This is a genomic window from Streptomyces alboniger (assembly GCF_008704395.1).
Classification (GTDB): domain Bacteria; phylum Actinomycetota; class Actinomycetes; order Streptomycetales; family Streptomycetaceae; genus Streptomyces; species Streptomyces alboniger.
In genome coordinates, this window is record NZ_CP023695.1 from 3,332,409 (window position 1) to 3,348,859 (window position 16,451).

A 16,451-nucleotide genomic window follows, 5' to 3' on the forward strand; every position below is an offset into this window, starting at 1 on the left:
CGGGCCCCGCGCGGTGCGGCGCGCACGGGCCTGTTGTGCGCGACACGGTACCGCGCGGGCGGCGTTCTCAGCCGAGCAGGACCACCTCGACGTCCGTGCCGGGCTCCACCGATGTGGTGCCCTCCGGGACGACGATCAGTGCGTTGGCCTGCGCGAGCGCGGCGATCAGATGGGAACCGGAGCCGCCGACGGGCGTCACGCTGCCCGCCTCGGCGTCGTACTTCCCCCGGAGGAACTGGCGGCGCCCCGCGGGCGAGCGCAGCGCCTCGTCCGCGGCCAGCTCCACGCGCGTGGTGGACCGGTGGACCTCGGGGAGGCCCATCAGGGTGCGGATCGCGGGACGGACGAAGAGTTCGAACGAGACGTACGACGAGACGGGGTTGCCCGGCAGCGCGAGCAGGGGGGTGTGGTCGGGGCCGATGGAGCCGAAGCCCTGCGGCTTGCCCGGCTGCATGGCCAGCTTGCGGAACTCCACGCCGCTGCCCGCCCCGATGCCGGTCTCCTCGTCCGGGTCGCCGATGGAGGTCAGGGCCTCCTTCACGACGTCGTACGCGCCCACGCTGACGCCTCCGGTGGTGACGATGAGGTCGGCGCGGATCAGCTGGTCCTCGATCGTGGAGCGCAGTGTCTCGGCGTCGTCGGCGACCGCGCCCACGCGGTAGGCGATGGCTCCGGCGTCGCGGGCCGCGGAGGTGAGGGCGAAGCTGTTGGAGTCGTAGATCTGACCGTCCGCCAACGTCTCGCCGGGCTGGATCAGTTCGCTGCCGGTGGACATGACGACCACGCGCGGGCGGGGGCGCACCTTCACCGTGCCGCGGCCGATCGCGGCGAGCAGGGCGATCTGCGGCGGGCCGAGGACGGTGCCCGCGGTCAGGGCGCGGTCGCCTGCCCGGACGTCGCTGCCCCGCGCGCGTACGTGCGCGCGTGCCTCGGCCGGGCGGTGCACGCGGACCTCTCCGGAGGCGCCCTCCGGGGCGGCGCTGTGGGCGCGCATCCCGGAGACGGGGCCCTCCCCGAGGCCCCCGTCGGTCCACTCCACGGGGACGACGGCCTCGGCCCCGGGCGGCAGCGGGGCGCCGGTCATGATGCGGGCGGCCTGGCCGGCGCCGACGGTGGGCTGCCGGCCCGCGCCCGCGGCCACGTCGCCGATGACGCGCAGGACGGCGGGGAACTCCTCGCTCGCGCCCGCGACATCGGCGACCCGCACCGCGTACCCGTCCATGGAGCTGTTGTCGAAGGGCGGCAGCGAGACGGGCACCGTGACGTCCTCGACGAGGACACAGCCCTGGGCGTCGAGGAGCTGGAGCTCGATGGGTTCGAGCGGGCGGACGGTCGTGAGGATGTCGTCCAGATGCTCTTCCACCGACCAGAGTGCGTCCTGGCCGGTGGTCGGTGTCGTCGTGCTGCTGCTCAAAGTGCTACATCTCCTCGGTGACGTAACGGCGGAGCCAGGCCTTGAAGTCAGGCCCCAGATCTTCACGTTCGCACGCGAGTCTGACAATGGCACGCAGGTAGTCGCCCCGGTCGCCGGTGTCATAGCGGCGGCCCTTGAAGACGACGCCGTGCACCGGGCCGCCCACCTTCTCGTCGGCGGCGAGCTGCTGGAGGGCGTCGGTGAGCTGGATCTCGCCGCCGCGGCCCGGCTCGGTCTTGCGCAGTACCCCGAAGATGTGGGGGTCAAGGACATAGCGGCCGATGATCGCGTAGTTGCTGGGGGCGTCGGCGGTGTCGGGCTTCTCGACCAGGTCGGTGACCTTGACGACGTCGCCGTCCTCGGTGGTCTCCACGGCGGCGCAGCCGTAGAGGTGGATCTGCTCCGGGGCCACCTCCATGAGGGCGATGACGCTGCCGCCGTGCCGCTCCTGGACCTCGACCATGCGGGCGAGGAGGGGGTCGCGCGGGTCGATGAGGTCGTCGCCGAGGAGGACGGCGAACGGCTCGTGGCCGACGTGCGGAGCGGCGCACAGGACGGCGTGACCGAGCCCCTTGGGGTCGCCCTGGCGGACGTAGTGCATCGTCGCGAGGTCGCTGGACTCCTGGACCTTGGCGAGCCGCGCCTCGTCGCCCTTCTTCAGGAGGGCCGACTCCAGTTCGTAGTTGCGGTCGAAGTGGTCCTCCAGCGGGCGCTTGTTGCGGCCCGTGATCATGAGGACATCGTCGAGACCCGCGGACGCGGCCTCCTCGACCACGTACTGGATCGCCGGCTTGTCGACGACCGGCAGCATCTCCTTGGGGGTCGCCTTGGTGGCAGGCAGGAAGCGGGTGCCAAGGCCTGCCGCCGGGATGACCGCCTTGGTGATCCGGGGGTGGGGGGGTTGAGACTCAGTCATGCGGCCACCATATCCGGTACGTATGTGCGGAATCTGTGGGTCCGGATAATTCCATGGCATATGCGCCGACCAGGAAGGAATTGTGACAACCCCATGAGCGGAACCGAGGCCGACGGCCAGCCAACCAAGCGCGTGTTGCGGCGAGACTTCCTCGCGGTGAGAAGCGGGTTGACTGGAGATGACGCACGGAAGGCGGCCGCGGTTCTCGCCGAGCACGCGCTGGAGCTGCCGGAGTTGGCGCAGGCGCGGACGGTCGCGGCCTACGTCTCCGTGGGGAGCGAGCCCGGCACGCGCGTACTGCTCGACGCCCTCCACGCGCGCGGGACGCGGGTCCTGCTGCCCGTACTGCTCCCGGACAACGACCTGGACTGGGCCGCCTATGAAGGCCAGGACTCCCTCGTGCGCGTGCGGCACCAGGGCAAGATCGAGCTACTGGAGCCCTCCGGAGCACGGCTCGGCCCTCACGCCGTCCTGGAGGCGGACGCCGTGCTGCTGCCCGGGCTCGCGGTGGACGAGCACGGGAACCGGCTCGGGCGCGGCGGCGGCTCGTACGACCGTGTCCTGGCCCGGCTGGAGCGCTCGGGCGCAGATCCCGCGCTCGTGGTCCTCCTGTACGACTCCGAAGTGGTCGCGCACCTCCCCGCGGAGGCGCACGACCACCCCGTGCACGCCGTGGTGACGCCGTCGGGGGCGCGCCGCTTCCGCTGACCCGCCCGGACGCACGAAAGGGCCCTCCACGCGCGCGTGGAGGGCCCTTTCGGGGTGTGCCGCGGTCAGGGGCGAAGGACGAGCTTGTCGCTCGTGCCCTTCTCGACCGCCTTGTCCTTGTAGGCCCACGGCAGGAGTTCGCCCTTGGCCCACTTCTCCGTCTGGTCGGTGTAGTGCGCGTTGTACGCGTGCCCCGAGGCGCCGGTGAGGTTGATCCACTTGGACTTGTCGAAGTCCTTCAGGTTCACCACCATGCGCATTGACGGCACCCAGACCACGCCGTAGCCGCCCGCCGCGTTCCAGCCGGTGGCGTTCACCGCGGCCTCACCGCCGCCGAGGTTCCAGGGCCCGCGGTTCAGCACGTACTGGACCCAGCCGGGGCCCTCGGTGCCGAGGGTCTGGTTCTTCAGCGTGAGGCGGTGCAGACGGCCCCAGCTCCAGGTGTCGACGTCCTTGCCGAGCTTGGCCGTCAGGTCCCAGCGCGCGTCCTCAAGGGCCCGCGCGAACAGCTGGTCGCGGTTCTTGGTCTCCTTGTCGGTGCGGGTCGCCGGCGCCTTCCACCAGTCATTGGTCTCGTCGTCGATGATCTTGCGGATCACCTCGTAGTACCGGTCGCCGCCGTCGGGCTGCGCCGAGTCCGCGTCGCGCTGACCGCACTCGCGCACCTTCTTGCCCTCGTCGGCGGGGCCGGTGTTGCCGGCGGGCTCGACGTTCAGGCACTGGCCCTTGACGCGCAGCTCCTTGGGCAGCTTGTTGCCGATGGCGAGCTTGAGGATGTTGCGCCAGACCGAGTTGAAGTACGCGGCGGCCGCCGAGTCGGCGTCCTGGGTGTAGTCCCAGCCCTCGAGGAGCTTCTGCGCCTCACGGACGTACTTGTCCTTGACGTCGATCTTCAGCAGCTTGGGCACCAGCAGCTTGGCGATCTCGCTGCTGTTGTCCATCTGCATGAGGCGCATGTCCTCGGTGGAGATCTTGCCGCCGTTCTGGGTCTTCGACCGGATGAGGTCGTCGATCCGCTGGCTGCGCGCGCCGTAGCCCCAGTCCGAGGTGAGCTTGTACGGGTACTTGGCCTTGTCGCTGTCGTCGATCACGGCCTGGTTGGCGGTGACGATGTAGCCGCGCTTGGGGTCGTACTCGTAGGGCAGCGCGTCCTGCGGGATGTAGCCCGTCCAGCGGTACTCCGGGTCCCAGCCGGGCGCCGGGAGCGAGCCGTCGCCCTTGCCGCGGACCGGGATCCTGCCGGGCGCCTGGTAGCCGATGTGGCCGTCGGTGTCGGCGTAGATGAGGTTCTGGGAAGGCACCTCGAACAGAGCGGCCGCCTTGCGGAACTCCTTGAAGTTCTCCGCCTTGTTCAGGTCGAAGACGGCGTCCATCGACTTGCCGGGGCTCAGCGCGGTCCAGCGCAGCGCCACTCCGTAGCCGTCGCCCCGGTCGGGGGCCGCGGTGTCCACGTGGGCCTTCTTGCCGACCTTGACCAGTTCGTCGTTGCGGTCGGAGATGAGCGGGCCGTTGTTGGTCTCACGGACCGTGATCTTCTTCGACTTGCCGCCCGCGACCTTGATGGTCTCCTCGCGCGAGGTGAAGGGCAGCACCTTGCCGTCGAACTGGTAGCCGTCCCCGGTGAACTTCTCCAGGTACAGGTCCGTGACGTCGGCGCCGAGGTTCGTCATGCCCCAGGCGATCTTCTGGTTGTGGCCGATGACCACGCCGGGCATGCCGGAGAAGGTGTAGCCCGAGACGTCGTACTGGCACTTGTCGGAGACCGACCGGCAGTGCAGGCCCATCTGGTACCAGACGGAGGGCAGCTGCGGCGCCAGGTGCGGGTCGTTCGCGAGCAGCGGCTTGCCGGTGATCGTGTGCTCGCCGGAGACGACCCAGGAGTTCGAGCCGATGCCGTTGCCGTTCGGGCCGAGGATCGCGGGGACCTCGTCCAGGACGTCGGAGACCCCCGAGAGCTGCGACTGGAGCCCGCTGGGCGCCTGGGCGCCGCCGGCGAGGCCGGAGCCCGCGGTGCCGCCCGTACCGCCGGTGCCGCCCGTGCTCGCTGTGCCGCCCGCTCCGGTCTGCGTGCCGGTGGCGGTGCCCTTGGCGTCGTACTCCTTGGTGACGCCGTCGTAGGCGCCCTCCCGTACGACGGGCTTGTTCCGCTTGTACGGGTACTCCGGGTACAGGTCCTTGATCTGCGACGGGCCGAGGCGGCTCGTCATCAAGGAGCGGTCGATCTCGTCCTCCATGTTGCCGCGCAGGTCCCAGGCCATCGCCTTGAGCCAGGCCACGGAGTCGACGGGAGTCCACTTCTGCGGCGCGTAGTCGTTGGTGAAGCCGAGCGCGGCGTACTCGACGGAGATGTCCTTGCCGTCCTTGCCGGCGAGGTAGGCGTTGACTCCCTTGGCGTACGCCTGGAGGTACTTCTTCGTCTCCGGGGAGAGCTTGGAGTCGTACTCCTTCTTCGCCACCCGGTGCCAGCCGAGCGTGCGCAGGAACTCATCGGTCTTGACCTGGCTCTTGCCGAACATCTCGGAGAGCCGCCCGGAGGTCATATGACGGCGTACGTCCATCTCCCAGAAGCGGTCCTGCGCCTGGACGTAGCCCTGCGCCATGAAGAGGTCGGCGTCGGACTCGGCGTAGATCTGCGGGATTCCGTTCCCGTCGCGCTTCACGTCGACGGGACCCGAGAGACCATCGAGCTTGATGGTTCCCTTGGTCTGCGGGAAGGAGGCGCGCACGGTGCTGATGCTCCAGTACGCGCCGAAGCCGATGCCTCCGACGATGGCCAGGACCAGGACGATCACGACGAGTCGGGCTCGGCGCCCCTTCTTCTTGCCGGACTTATGACCGGAAGAGGCGGTGGTGTTGGAGGGCATCGCTGTCCTTGCTGTCCTTACGCGAGCGGCAGGGCGGGCTGTGCTGTCGAGTGGGCGGCTCTGGGAGCGCTGGAGCAACCATAGGCGCAGGGCGCCGCGGCTCCGGACGCGGAGTCAGGAACCGGACCCCTGAAGATCGTATGCGCGTTCGAAGGCATCAAGAAGGCGTTAACAATTAGGTAAGGTAACGAAGTACTTGGCCCGCAAGAAGTACTTGCGTGCGCGCGGCGGAAGGAACGGCCCCTGACTGTCCACCACCTCAACCAGCTCCTGCTCGTCTGCTCGCTCGTTCTGCTCGTCGCGGTGGCGGCGGTCCGCATCTCGTCGCGCAGCGGGCTCCCCAGCCTGCTCCTGTACCTCGGCATCGGCGTCGTCATAGGGCAGGACGGCATCGGGGACGTCCACTTCGACAACGCCGAGCTGACCCAGGTCATCGGCTACGCCGCCCTGGTCGTGATCCTCGCCGAGGGCGGCCTCGGGACGAAGTGGAAAGAGATCAGGCCCGCCCTGCCGACGGCCGCCGTGCTGTCGACCGTGGGCGTCGCGGTGAGCGTCGGCGTCACGGCGGCGGCCGCGCACTACCTGGTGGGCCTGGACTGGCAGCCCGCGCTGATCATCGGCGCGGTGGTCTCCTCCACGGACGCGGCGGCGGTCTTCTCGGTGCTGCGGAAGGTGCCGCTCCCCTCGCGCATCACGGGCATCCTGGAAGCGGAGTCGGGGTTCAACGACGCCCCTGTGGTGATCCTCGTCGTGGCGTTCTCCACGGCGGGACCGGTGGACGACTGGTACGTACTGATCGGCAAGATCGCCCTGGAGCTGGTGATCGGCGCGGCGATCGGCATCGCGGTGGGCTGGATCGGCGCCTACAGCCTGCGGCACGTGGCCCTGCCCGCCTCCGGCCTCTACCCCATCGCCGTCATGGCGATCGCCGTCACCGCCTACGCGGCGGGCGCCATGGCGCACGGCAGCGGCTTCCTCGCCGTCTACCTCGCCTCGATGGTCCTCGGCAACGCCAGGCTGCCGCACTGGCCCGCCACCCGCGGCTTCGCCGAAGGGCTCGGCTGGCTCGCCCAGATCGGCATGTTCGTCCTGCTCGGGCTCCTGGTCACCCCGCACGACCTGCTCGACGACGCCTGGCCCGCACTCGTCATCGGACTCGTCCTGACGATGGTGGCGCGCCCCCTGGAGGTCGTCCTCAGCCTGCTGCCGTTCCGCATGCCCTGGCAGGAGAAGGTGCTGCTGTCCTGGGCCGGTCTGCGCGGCGCCGTGCCCATCATCCTGGCCACGATCCCGATGGTCAGCGGCGTCGAGGACAGCCAGCGGATCTTCAACATCGTCTTCGTGCTCGTGGTCGTCTACACCCTCATCCAGGGCCCCACGCTGCCCTGGCTGGCCAAGAAGCTGCGGATCGGGGGCTCCCCGGAGGCCGCCGACCTCGGCATCGAATCGGCGCCCCTGGAGCGGCTGCAAGGGCACCTGCTGTCGGTGGGCATCCCCAAGGGGTCGCGCATGCACGGCGTGGAGGTGGCCGAGCTGCGGCTGCCCGCCGGGTCGGCGGTCACGCTGATCGTGCGCGAGGGCGAATCGTTCGTGCCCCTGCCGACGACGGTGCTGAGGCGCGGCGACGAGCTGCTCGTGGTGGCGACCGACCCGGTGCGGGACGCCGCCGAGAGGCGGCTGCGCGCGGTCGGACACGGCGGAAAGCTCGCGAGTTGGCTGGGAACCGACGGAGAAAAACACTAATCGCAGGTGTCGGACGTCTCATCCGCTGCAATCACAGGGGCGGATGGGACCTGGGCCTGTACGATAAAGGGACCAGATCGAACCAACTCTGCCTGACGCAGAGCTGGCGCGACCGTATGGCGGCCGTGGCGCCCTCGCAGTGGGCCCCGGCATCTACCGCAGTTCCGCGCAAGAGGACAGCTCTCGGCGCCGTCGCCCTACAAGGGGGACCGCGCTACCAGGCGGCAGAAAGGCACGGGCCGTGGCATCCACGGTCACCGAATCCCGCCCGGGTTACGGACAGCTCCTGCGCACCCCTCGCGCCTGGACGTTCCTGCTCCCCGGCTTCGCGGCGCGACAGCCCTTCGCGATGCTGACCATCTCCATCGTCCTGCTGGTGCAGCACACCACCGGCTCGTACGGTGCCGCGGGCGCCGTATCGGCCGCCACCGGCGTCTCCATGGCGCTGTTCGCCCCCTTCAGCGGCAAGCTCGCCGACCGGTTCGGCCAGCGCGCCGTGCTGGTGCCCGGCGTGCTCGTCCACACCGCGTCCGTCGTCACCCTGACGGTGCTCGCGCTCTCCGACGCCCCCTTGTGGGCCCTTTTCGTGGCGGCCGTACCCGCGGGCGCGTCGACGCCGCAGATCGGCCCCATGGTGCGGGCCCGCTGGGGCGTCAAGCTCCAGGGCTCGCCGCTGGCCACCACCGCGGCCGCCTTCGAGTCCGTCACCGACGAGCTGACGTTCGTCCTCGGCCCGCTCATGGCGACCGCGCTGTGCACCGGTATCGACCCCTCCGCCGGTCTGCTCACGGAGGCCGGGCTCACCCTGATCGGCGGTCTGCTGTTCGCCGCGCAGAAGAGCACCCAGCCGAAGCCGTCCTCGCAGACCGAGGGCCACGCGCGCGTGGAGCACGTCTCGGCGCTGCGGGTCCCCGGAGTGCGCGTCCTGATCGTGACGTTCCTCGGGATCGGCGCCGTCTTCGGCGGCATGCAGGTCGCGCTGGCCGCCTTCACCGAGTCGATCGGCGAGCCTGGCCTGAACGGCGTCCTGTACGGCACGTTCGCCGCGGGCAACATGCTCTCCGGCCTGGCCTGCGGCGCCATCGCCTGGAAGATCTCCCCGCAGCGGCGCCTGCTCGTCGCGTACGCGGCGCTGACGCTGATGGCATCCGGCCTGTGGGCCGCTCACTCCGTGCTGCTGCTCGCCGGGATCGGCCTGCTCGTCGGCGTCTGCATCGCGCCCGCGCTGATCACCGGCTACACCCTGGTCGACAAGCTGGTCGCGCCGACCGGCCGCACCGAGGCGTTCACCTGGCTGACCGGCGCGGTCGCGCTCGGACAGGCGGCGGCCGTCACGGTCGCCGGACAGCTGGAGGACCGCCTCTGGGACGGTGCCGGGTTCCTGGTCCCGCTGGGCGGCACGGCACTGGCCCTCATGGTCCTCGTCACGCTGCGCTCGCGGCTCGTTCCCAAGGCCGCGGGCCGCACGGTGGCGCGTGGCGTCGGTCACCGCGTGCCGGTCACGGTGGACTGATCCCGCGGAATAGGTCACTATGGATCGTCGTTAGCACTCATCGAGTGAGAGTGCCAGGAGGAAGCAAGTGCCGACGTACCAGTACCAGTGCACCGAGTGCGGCGAGGGCCTCGAGGCGGTGCAGAAGTTCACGGACGACGCCCTGACCGTGTGCCCGAGCTGCGACGGACGCCTCAAGAAGGTGTTCTCGGCGGTCGGCATCGTCTTCAAGGGATCCGGCTTCTACCGCAACGACAGCCGCGGCTCGTCGTCGAGCAGCACGCCGTCGACCTCGACACCGTCGAAGTCCACGTCCGACGCGAAGTCCTCGTCGTCGACGGCCGCCTCTTCGGCTTCGTCGTCGTCCTCCTCGTCCTCGGGGTCGACGTCGTCCGGCTCGTCGACGGCGTCCTCCAGCTCGGCCGCGTAAGGCCTTCAGACCTTCCCTGCCGGACCTCGCCGTTCATCGACGGCGAGGTCCTCGGCGTATCCGGGGCCGGATACTGTGCGGCCCATGGTGAATACGGCGAACGCGATACGGGCCGAGATCGGTGTGATCGGCGGCTCCGGCCTCTACTCCTTCCTCGACCACGTGACCGAGATCCAGGTCGACACCCCCTACGGGGCTCCGAGCGACTCCCTCTTCCTCGGCGAGGTCGCCGGACGGCGGGTCGCCTTCCTGCCCCGGCACGGGCGCGGCCATCATCTGCCGCCCCATCGCATCAACTACCGCGCCAACCTCTGGGCGTTGCGCTCCGTCGGCGTACGGCAGGTGCTCGGCCCGTGCGCGGTCGGCGGGCTGCGGGCCGAGTACGGGCCAGGGACGCTGCTCGTGCCCGATCAGCTGGTGGACCGCACGAAGGCGCGTACGCAGACGTACTTCGACGGGCTCCCGCTGCCGGACGGCAGCGTCCCCAACGTCGTGCACGTGTCGCTCGCCGACCCGTACTGCCCGACCGGCCGGGCCGTCGCGCTGAAGGCCGCGCGCGGCCGTGACTGGGAGCCGGTGGACGGCGGAACGCTCGTCGTGGTCGAGGGGCCGCGCTTCTCGACCCGGGCCGAGTCGCTCTGGCACGCCGCTCAGGGCTGGTCGGTGGTGGGCATGACCGGGCACCCCGAAGCGGCGCTCGCACGGGAACTGGAGCTCTGCTACACGTCATTGACGCTGGTCACCGACCTGGACGCGGGTGCGGAGACCGGCGAGGGCGTCTCGCACGAGGAGGTGCTCCAGGTGTTCGCCGCGAATGTGGACCGGCTGCGGGGCGTGCTGTTCGACGCGATCGCCGGGCTGCCGGTGGCGGCGGACGGGGAGCGGGAGTGTCTGTGCGCCGGGGCGCTCGGCGGGATGGATCCGGGGATTCGGCTGCCGTGACGTTGTGAGGCCGAGGGGGCGTGGCTGAGGGGGGCCGAGGGATGCGGCATCGGTGGAGGCGGCATCGGTGGAACCTCCCCTTCGGGTGAGGGAGTTATCCACAACCGGTGGGTAGTCCACGGGCCTCAGCGGGAATCGGCGCGGGCCTGCATCGTGGGAGCGCAAGCCCAGCTCCTCGCACCGCAGGCGGTGGTTGTCGTGACCCAAGTCCCTTCCCAGGCCCGGCCGTCGGACGGCTGCCCGGTCCCTCACTTCCCGCCCGTGCGGGTGCGCGGCGGGCATCCGCGGCTGCGGCGGCTGCTGCGGCACCGCCGACGGGCCCTGGCCGTGGGACTCGCGATGACCGCCGCCGCCCTCGCGGCCACGGCCCCGGGGGACGCGGGCCGGCCGCGGGGGCCCGCCTCTGCCGGGTCCTCGCGGGAGCGTGAGCCCTTGGAGGCGGTGACCGCGCCGGTGCGGATCGCGGACGCGGCGGCCGTGAGGCTGTTGCGCCCCGGCGACCGGGTCGACGTGATCGCCGCCGAGGGGTCGCCCGGGGGCGGTGCGAAGCCGCGCGTGGTGGCCGCGGGCGCGCGGGTTTCCGAGGTGCCCGGGCCGCTGGAAGGGCCCGCCGAGAGCGGGGCGTTGGTGGTGCTTTCGGTGCCGCGGGACACGGCGGCGCGGCTCGCCGGGGCCGGGGCGAGTGCCCGGTTGGCGGTGACCCTGCGATGAGCGCGACTGTTCACGATCGCACTGGCACCCGGTCACGTCGCTCGTCCGTGAGAGCGAATTGGACAGGCCCGCCACGGTCTGACGTAGGTTGCGAAGCTGTCTGTTCCGCAACCCGCACATGCAACGAAAGGCCTCGTGGTGAGCGAGAAGAAGGAACCGGGCGTCTGGGAGGGCTTCAAGGCCTTCCTGATGCGCGGCAACGTGGTCGACCTGGCGGTCGCGGTGGTCATCGGCGCCGCGTTCACGAACATCGTGAACTCGGTCGTGAAGGGTGTCATCAACCCGCTGGTCGGTGCCTTCGGCACGAAGGATCTCGACCACTACCACTCGTGCCTGAAGTCCCCGTGCGAGATGAACGCCGCGGGCGAGGTCAGCAAGGGGATCCCGATCATGTGGGGTTCCGTGCTCAGCGCGGTCCTCAGCTTCGTGATCACGGCGGCCGTCGTGTACTTCCTGATGGTGCTGCCCATGGCCAAGTACCTCGCGAAGGTCGCTGCGAGGAGGGCCGCGAAGGAGGGCACGCAGGAGATCGTCGAACTCTCCGAGCTGGAGGTCCTCAAGGAGATCCGCGACGCCCTGCTGGCGCAGCGCGACGCCGGGCAGAGCGGCCCGGGGCAGGGGTCGGGGCAGGCGGGGCCTGGGCAGGACGGTCCGGAGCAGGGCGACCCCGGGCGCGGCGAGCGCTAGGGCGTGTTCAGAGGTGGTGGGGCGGCTTCTCGTCGAGGAAGCGTGCGAGGTCGGCGGCGCTGCCGCCGCCGGACTCGGCCCGCTCGCCCCACCCTCGGTCCGTATCGTCCGAAGACTGCTGCGACAGCGGATCGTCGAAGATCAGCACGTTCTTCGGCTTCTTCGGCTCCTCCGGATCGCGCGATTCGGGGGCGGGGGCGGTACTCATGCTTCCAGGGTACGTCGGCCGCGCCCGCCGACGACGGACAGACGGCTGCGAGGCCCTGACCCACGAAGATCTCCTTGGCGGCGGCGACCCGCGCCGGGCTCGGCGAGGGCGTGCCGCGCAGGGTGAAGCTCCTGGCGAGCGCGTCCCACAGTGGCCCCGCAATGGTCCTCAGTTCGGGGCCGAACGTCCTGACCTGGCAGAGAGCCGGGCCTGGTGGTCACCCACCCGGCCCGGCCCGACATCAGTGCTCGCGCTGCCGCCCGGGGCGTCAGCTCGGCGACTCGGCGCCCTTACGGGCGTAGAACCACCAGGCGACCGCGATACAGCTGGCGTAGAAGGCCACGAAGCCCCACATCGCACTGGTCACCGCGAAGTTGGCGAACATCGCCGGGATGAAGAAGAAGCCGTACGCCGCGACGGCGGAGGTGAAGCCGGTGACGGCGCCCGCCTCCATCTCGGCCTGCTTCAGCGCCTTGCCGTAGGCGGGTGTGCCCTCGGCGAGGCCCTTCACGTGCTGGTTGCGGAAGATCACCGGGATCTGGCGGAACGTCGAGCCGTTGCCGATGCCCGAGAAGAAGAACGCGCACAGGAAGCAGGCGAGGAAGCCCCAGAAGTCGCCGTGGTCGCCTCCGGAGGGCAGGAAGTTGATGACACCGATGATCGACAGCGCCATCCCGGCGAACGAGATGATGGTGACCCGCGCGCCGCCGATCTTGTCGGCGATCCAGCCACCGGCCCAGCGGGCGAGCGCACCGACGGCCGGACCCAGCCAGGCGTACGTGGCCGCGGAGTAGGCCGCGTCGATCGGCGTGAACGTCGTCTTGATGAGCATCGGCAGGGCCGCCGCGAAGCCGATGAAGGAGCCGAACGTACCGACGTAGAGCCAGGTCATCAGCCAGTTGTGCTTGCGCCTGAAGATGATCTTCTGCTGCTTGAAGGGGGTGGACGCGACCTTGAGGTCGTTCTGGCCGAACCACGCGACGGCGGCCAGGACCACCAGGACCGGCACCCACAGGAACGCGGCGTTCTGAAGCCAGACCGGCGTGCCGTCGGCCTTGTGCTGGGCGGAGCCGACCGCGATGACCGAGCTGGTGATGACGATCGGGGTGAGGAGCTGGACGACGGAGACGCCGAGGTTGCCGAGGCCGCCGTTGATGCCGGTCGCGTTGCCCTTGTCCCTCTTGGGGAAGAAGAAGCCGATGTTGGCCAGCGAGGAGGCGAAGTTGGCGCCGCCGACACCGCACAGGGCCGCGACGGCGATCATCACGCCGTACGGGGTGTCGGGGTTCTGTACCGCGATGCCGAGCCAGATCAGCGGGACGACCAGGACGACCGTGGAGAGCGCCGTGAAGCGGCGCTGGCCGATCAGCGGGCCGAGGAAGGTGTAGCAGATCCGGGCCGTGCCGCCGGTGAGGCCGGGGGCCGCCGTCAGCCAGAAGAGCTGGGAGGTCGAGAAGGCGAAGCCGACGTCGGCGAGGCTGGTCGCGGTGACCGACCACACCTGCCAGACCACGAAGGCGACCAGCAGGGCGGGGACGGCGATCCACAGGTTGCGGGCAGCGACCTTCTTGCCGGTGGACTTCCAGAAGAGTTCGTTCTCCGGTTCCCAGTCCCTGATGGTCCGGCCGGGGCGGTACTGCGCCGGGTCGTACGACGTGCCCGTGGGCGCGGGCCGTGTCTCTTGGGCGGCAGTCGATGTCATGTGGGTTCCCGGTTCGCTCAGGGTCCCGACCTTGTTACGGGGCCTGACTCCTCCAAGGTCGTCTTCCGCGACCGTCGGCGGCAGAGGCGTAGGGCATGCGGGGCCGAGCCCAAAGACATGCAGGTCAGCGGGACTTCGGACCACATGTGCCGTCCGGGTGGCCCTCCCGCGCCGCCGGGCGGCGCAGCCCGGTTCGGCGTACGCCTTCTGCTGTTGTGGGCACATGACGTCCACAACAGACACTCCCGGGTCTTCCGGCTCCTCCAAGCTCTTGCGGCCCCTTCTCCCCCGGGGGCGCGACGAGGAGCACCGGGTCGCGACACCTCTGGAGCTATTCTTCGACCTCTGTTTCGTCGTGGCGGTCGCCCAGGCCGGGGCCTCGCTCGTGCACACCGTCGCGGAGGAACATCCGGGCGACGGCGTCCTTCACTACGCGATGACCTTCTTCGGGTTGTACTGGGCCTGGGTCAACTTCTCCTGGTTCTCCTCGGCGTACGACAACGACGACGTGCTCTACCGCGTGGTCACCCTGGTCCAGATCGCCGGTGTGCTGGTCTTCGCCGCCGGGGTGTCGAGGGCCTTCGAGGAGAACGACTTCCTCCTGATCTGGCTCGGCTACCTGATCATGCGGCTCGCGCTCTCCTCCCAGTGGCTGCGGGTAGCCAAGGCGGCGCGGGGGGCCGAGCGGACCACCGCACTGCGGTACGCGTTCGGCGTGCTGCTCTGCCAGGTCGGCTGGTCGGGGCTGCTGTTCCTGCCCGAGGGCGGCCGGCCCTGGCTGTTCCTGGTGATGGCGATCGCCGAGATGGCCGTGCCGGCGTTCGCGGAGCGCGGGTACACCACGGCGTGGCACCCGCACCACATCTCCGAGCGGTACGGCCTGTTCACGATCATCGTGCTCGGCGAGACGATCGCGGCGGCGACCATCGCCGTGAAGTCGGGCATCGAGGAGAACGACGCGCTCGACGAACTCCTGCCGATCGCCGCCGGCGGCCTTCTCATCGTCTTCGCCGCGTGGTGGATCTACTTCGTCGTCCCCTTCCACGGCCGGCTGCGCGGCAACCGCCAGGCGTTCCTGTGGGGTTACGGCCAGTACGTGGTCCTCGGCTCGGCCGCGGCGATCGGCGCGGGGATCGAGGTGGCCGTCGAGCAAGCAGTGGGCGAGGCGCACATCTCGACCCTGGCCGCGTCGGCCGCGGTGACGGTCCCGACGACGCTGTACCTGATCACCGTGTGGGCGCTGCACTCCCGCTACTTCAAGGTGGGCCTCGCCCAGCAGCTGGTGCTGCCGGTCAGCGCGCTGGCGACGCTGGCGAGCACGTTCGCGGGGCGATGGGCGGTGCTGGTCGCGGGCCTGGTGGCGGCGGCGACGGTCGCGACGGGGGTGACGCTCACGGCTCGGACGAACCGCGCGGACCGGTCCGCGTGACCGACGCCGATAGGGCGCCGATAGGGGCGCCGCGGGGGTAGGGGTGAACCACCGCGCGTGGTACGCATCGTCGTATGAATACTGACTCCTTGACCGATGTGGCGGGCCTGCGGGTCGGGCACGCGACCCGCACCGGCGACGGACAACTGACCGGCACCACCGTGGTGTTGGCGCCAGAAGGGGGCGCAGTCGCGGCCGTCGACGTGCGCGGCGGCGGGCCCGGCACCCGCGAGACCGACGCCCTCGACCCGCGCAATCTCGTGCAGCGCGTCGAGGCCGTCGTCCTCACCGGCGGCAGCGCGTACGGGCTGGACTCCGCGTCCGGGGTGGTGGCGTGGCTGGAGGAGCGGGGCCGCGGGGTGCGGGTCGGGCCCGACCCCTCCCACGTCGTGCCCGTCGTCCCGGCCGCCTGCGTCTTCGACCTGGGGCGCGGCGGTGACTTCACGGCCCGTCCCGACGCGGCGACCGGTCGGGCCGCGGTGGAGGCGGCCGCCCGCACCGAGCCGTTCACCCCGGTGCAGGAGGGCAACGTCGGCGCGGGGGCCGGCGCGGTGGTCGGCAGGCTCAAGGGCGGTATCGGCAGCGCGAGCGTCCGGCTCGACTCGGGGATCACGGTCGCGGCGCTGGTCGTGGCGAACGCCTCGGGGTCGGGGTTCGACCCGGCGACGGGAGTGCTTTACGGGCGGTACTTCGCGGGGCAGCGGGTCGGCTACCCCGCGCCGGAGGTGCACGAGGAGGCCGAGCGCCGCCTCGCCGAGGCCGTCGCCGAGAACGGGCCGCCGCCCCTCAACACCACCCTCGCCGTCGTCGCCACCGACGCCGAACTGACCAAGGCGCAGGCGCAGAAGCTCGCCGGGACCTCGCACGACGGCATGGCGCGTGCCGTGCGGCCGGTCCACCTGCTCAACGACGGTGACACGGTCTTCGCCCTCGCCACGGGCGAGCGCCCCCTGGACGCCGCCGCCCCCCTCGCGCTCAACGAGATCCTCGCCGCGGGCGCGGACATGGTGACGGCCGCGATCGTGCGGGCGCTGCTGGCCGCGGAGTCCGTCCGGACGCCGGGCGGGACGTTCCCGGCATACCTCGACCTCTACGGAAAGGGCCACGAGTACGAGAGGGGCCGCGAGCGGCCTTCGTGAATGTGCCCGCGCTCACACCATGCGGAGGGAACTACTCCGCGTGTCGGGCCGCTCTTTAGTCGTACT

The 16,451-nt window shown here is 70.6% G+C and carries 14 protein-coding genes; 9 read left to right on the plus strand and 5 right to left on the minus strand.

Annotated features, from left to right (window positions below; all coding sequences use genetic code 11):
• Positions 1-67: 67 nt before the first annotated feature.
• A complete protein-coding gene (gene glp, locus CP975_RS14610) occupies positions 68-1,414 on the minus strand; it encodes a molybdotransferase-like divisome protein Glp (protein WP_055527922.1) in 1,347 nt (448 codons plus the stop codon).
• 4 nt (positions 1,415-1,418) lie between these two features.
• A complete protein-coding gene (galU, locus tag CP975_RS14615; protein WP_055527923.1) occupies positions 1,419-2,330 on the minus strand; it encodes a UTP--glucose-1-phosphate uridylyltransferase GalU in 912 nt (303 codons plus the stop codon).
• 93 nt (positions 2,331-2,423) lie between these two features.
• Here galU and CP975_RS14620 point away from each other — a divergent pair, with 93 nt between their 5' ends.
• Positions 2,424-3,038, plus strand: coding sequence for a 5-formyltetrahydrofolate cyclo-ligase (locus tag CP975_RS14620; protein ID WP_055527924.1), 615 nt, complete (start codon positions 2,424-2,426; stop codon positions 3,036-3,038).
• Between the two features lie 65 nt (positions 3,039-3,103).
• Here CP975_RS14620 and CP975_RS14625 read toward each other — a convergent pair whose 3' ends face one another.
• On the minus strand, positions 3,104-5,902 hold the full coding sequence (locus tag CP975_RS14625) for a penicillin acylase family protein (RefSeq protein WP_055527925.1): 2,799 nt from the start codon (positions 5,900-5,902) through the stop codon (positions 3,104-3,106).
• Positions 5,903-6,145: 243 nt separating this feature from the next.
• Here CP975_RS14625 and CP975_RS14630 point away from each other — a divergent pair, with 243 nt between their 5' ends.
• From CP975_RS14630 to mscL, 6 genes are all read left to right on the plus strand, one after another.
• Positions 6,146-7,645: a potassium/proton antiporter gene (locus tag CP975_RS14630; protein ID WP_055527926.1), complete on the plus strand. Its 1,500-nt coding sequence runs from the start codon at positions 6,146-6,148 to the stop codon at positions 7,643-7,645.
• 241 nt (positions 7,646-7,886) lie between these two features.
• Positions 7,887-9,158, plus strand: coding sequence for an MFS transporter (locus tag CP975_RS14640; protein ID WP_055527928.1), 1,272 nt, complete (start codon positions 7,887-7,889; stop codon positions 9,156-9,158).
• A 67-nt stretch (positions 9,159-9,225) separates the two neighbouring features.
• On the plus strand, positions 9,226-9,567 hold the full coding sequence (locus CP975_RS14645; RefSeq protein WP_030786365.1) for an FmdB family zinc ribbon protein: 342 nt from the start codon (positions 9,226-9,228) through the stop codon (positions 9,565-9,567).
• A gap of 84 nt (positions 9,568-9,651) precedes the next feature.
• On the plus strand, positions 9,652-10,509 hold the full coding sequence (locus tag CP975_RS14650) for an S-methyl-5'-thioadenosine phosphorylase (protein WP_030786362.1): 858 nt from the start codon (positions 9,652-9,654) through the stop codon (positions 10,507-10,509).
• Positions 10,510-10,707: 198 nt separating this feature from the next.
• Positions 10,708-11,220, plus strand: a complete 513-nt coding sequence (locus CP975_RS14655) for a hypothetical protein (RefSeq protein WP_150476963.1) — start codon at positions 10,708-10,710, stop codon at positions 11,218-11,220.
• A gap of 138 nt (positions 11,221-11,358) precedes the next feature.
• Positions 11,359-11,907, plus strand: a complete 549-nt coding sequence (gene mscL, locus CP975_RS14660; protein ID WP_150476964.1) for a large conductance mechanosensitive channel protein MscL — start codon at positions 11,359-11,361, stop codon at positions 11,905-11,907.
• Positions 11,908-11,914: 7 nt separating this feature from the next.
• Here mscL and CP975_RS14665 read toward each other — a convergent pair whose 3' ends face one another.
• Both CP975_RS14665 and CP975_RS14670 read right to left on the minus strand, forming a co-directional pair.
• A complete protein-coding gene (locus CP975_RS14665) occupies positions 11,915-12,115 on the minus strand; it encodes a hypothetical protein (RefSeq protein ID WP_030786355.1) in 201 nt (66 codons plus the stop codon).
• A 268-nt stretch (positions 12,116-12,383) separates the two neighbouring features.
• Positions 12,384-13,817: an MFS transporter gene (locus CP975_RS14670; RefSeq protein WP_150476965.1), complete on the minus strand. Its 1,434-nt coding sequence runs from the start codon at positions 13,815-13,817 to the stop codon at positions 12,384-12,386.
• A gap of 223 nt (positions 13,818-14,040) precedes the next feature.
• On the opposite strand from CP975_RS14670, the gene CP975_RS14675 reads away from it, so the two are divergent.
• Complete coding sequence (locus tag CP975_RS14675; RefSeq protein ID WP_055527930.1) at positions 14,041-15,246, plus strand: low temperature requirement protein A; 1,206 nt, start codon at positions 14,041-14,043, stop codon at positions 15,244-15,246.
• Positions 15,247-15,320: 74 nt separating this feature from the next.
• Complete coding sequence (locus CP975_RS14680) at positions 15,321-16,385, plus strand: P1 family peptidase (protein WP_055527935.1); 1,065 nt, start codon at positions 15,321-15,323, stop codon at positions 16,383-16,385.
• Positions 16,386-16,451: the final 66 nt, after the last annotated feature.

Coding starts and splice junctions, on each gene's coding strand:
- galU (WP_055527923.1), bottom strand. CDS start 2,330: ATGACTGAGTCTCAACCCCCCCACCCCCGGATCACCAAGGCGGTCATC.
- CP975_RS14620 (WP_055527924.1), top strand. CDS start 2,424: ATGAGCGGAACCGAGGCCGACGGCCAGCCAACCAAGCGCGTGTTGCGG.
- CP975_RS14625 (WP_055527925.1), bottom strand. CDS start 5,902: ATGCCCTCCAACACCACCGCCTCTTCCGGTCATAAGTCCGGCAAGAAG.
- CP975_RS14650 (WP_030786362.1), top strand. CDS start 9,652: ATGGTGAATACGGCGAACGCGATACGGGCCGAGATCGGTGTGATCGGC.
- CP975_RS14665 (WP_030786355.1), bottom strand. CDS start 12,115: ATGAGTACCGCCCCCGCCCCCGAATCGCGCGATCCGGAGGAGCCGAAG.
- CP975_RS14670 (WP_150476965.1), bottom strand. CDS start 13,817: ATGACATCGACTGCCGCCCAAGAGACACGGCCCGCGCCCACGGGCACG.
- CP975_RS14675 (WP_055527930.1), top strand. CDS start 14,041: ATGACGTCCACAACAGACACTCCCGGGTCTTCCGGCTCCTCCAAGCTC.
- CP975_RS14680 (WP_055527935.1), top strand. CDS start 15,321: ATGAATACTGACTCCTTGACCGATGTGGCGGGCCTGCGGGTCGGGCAC.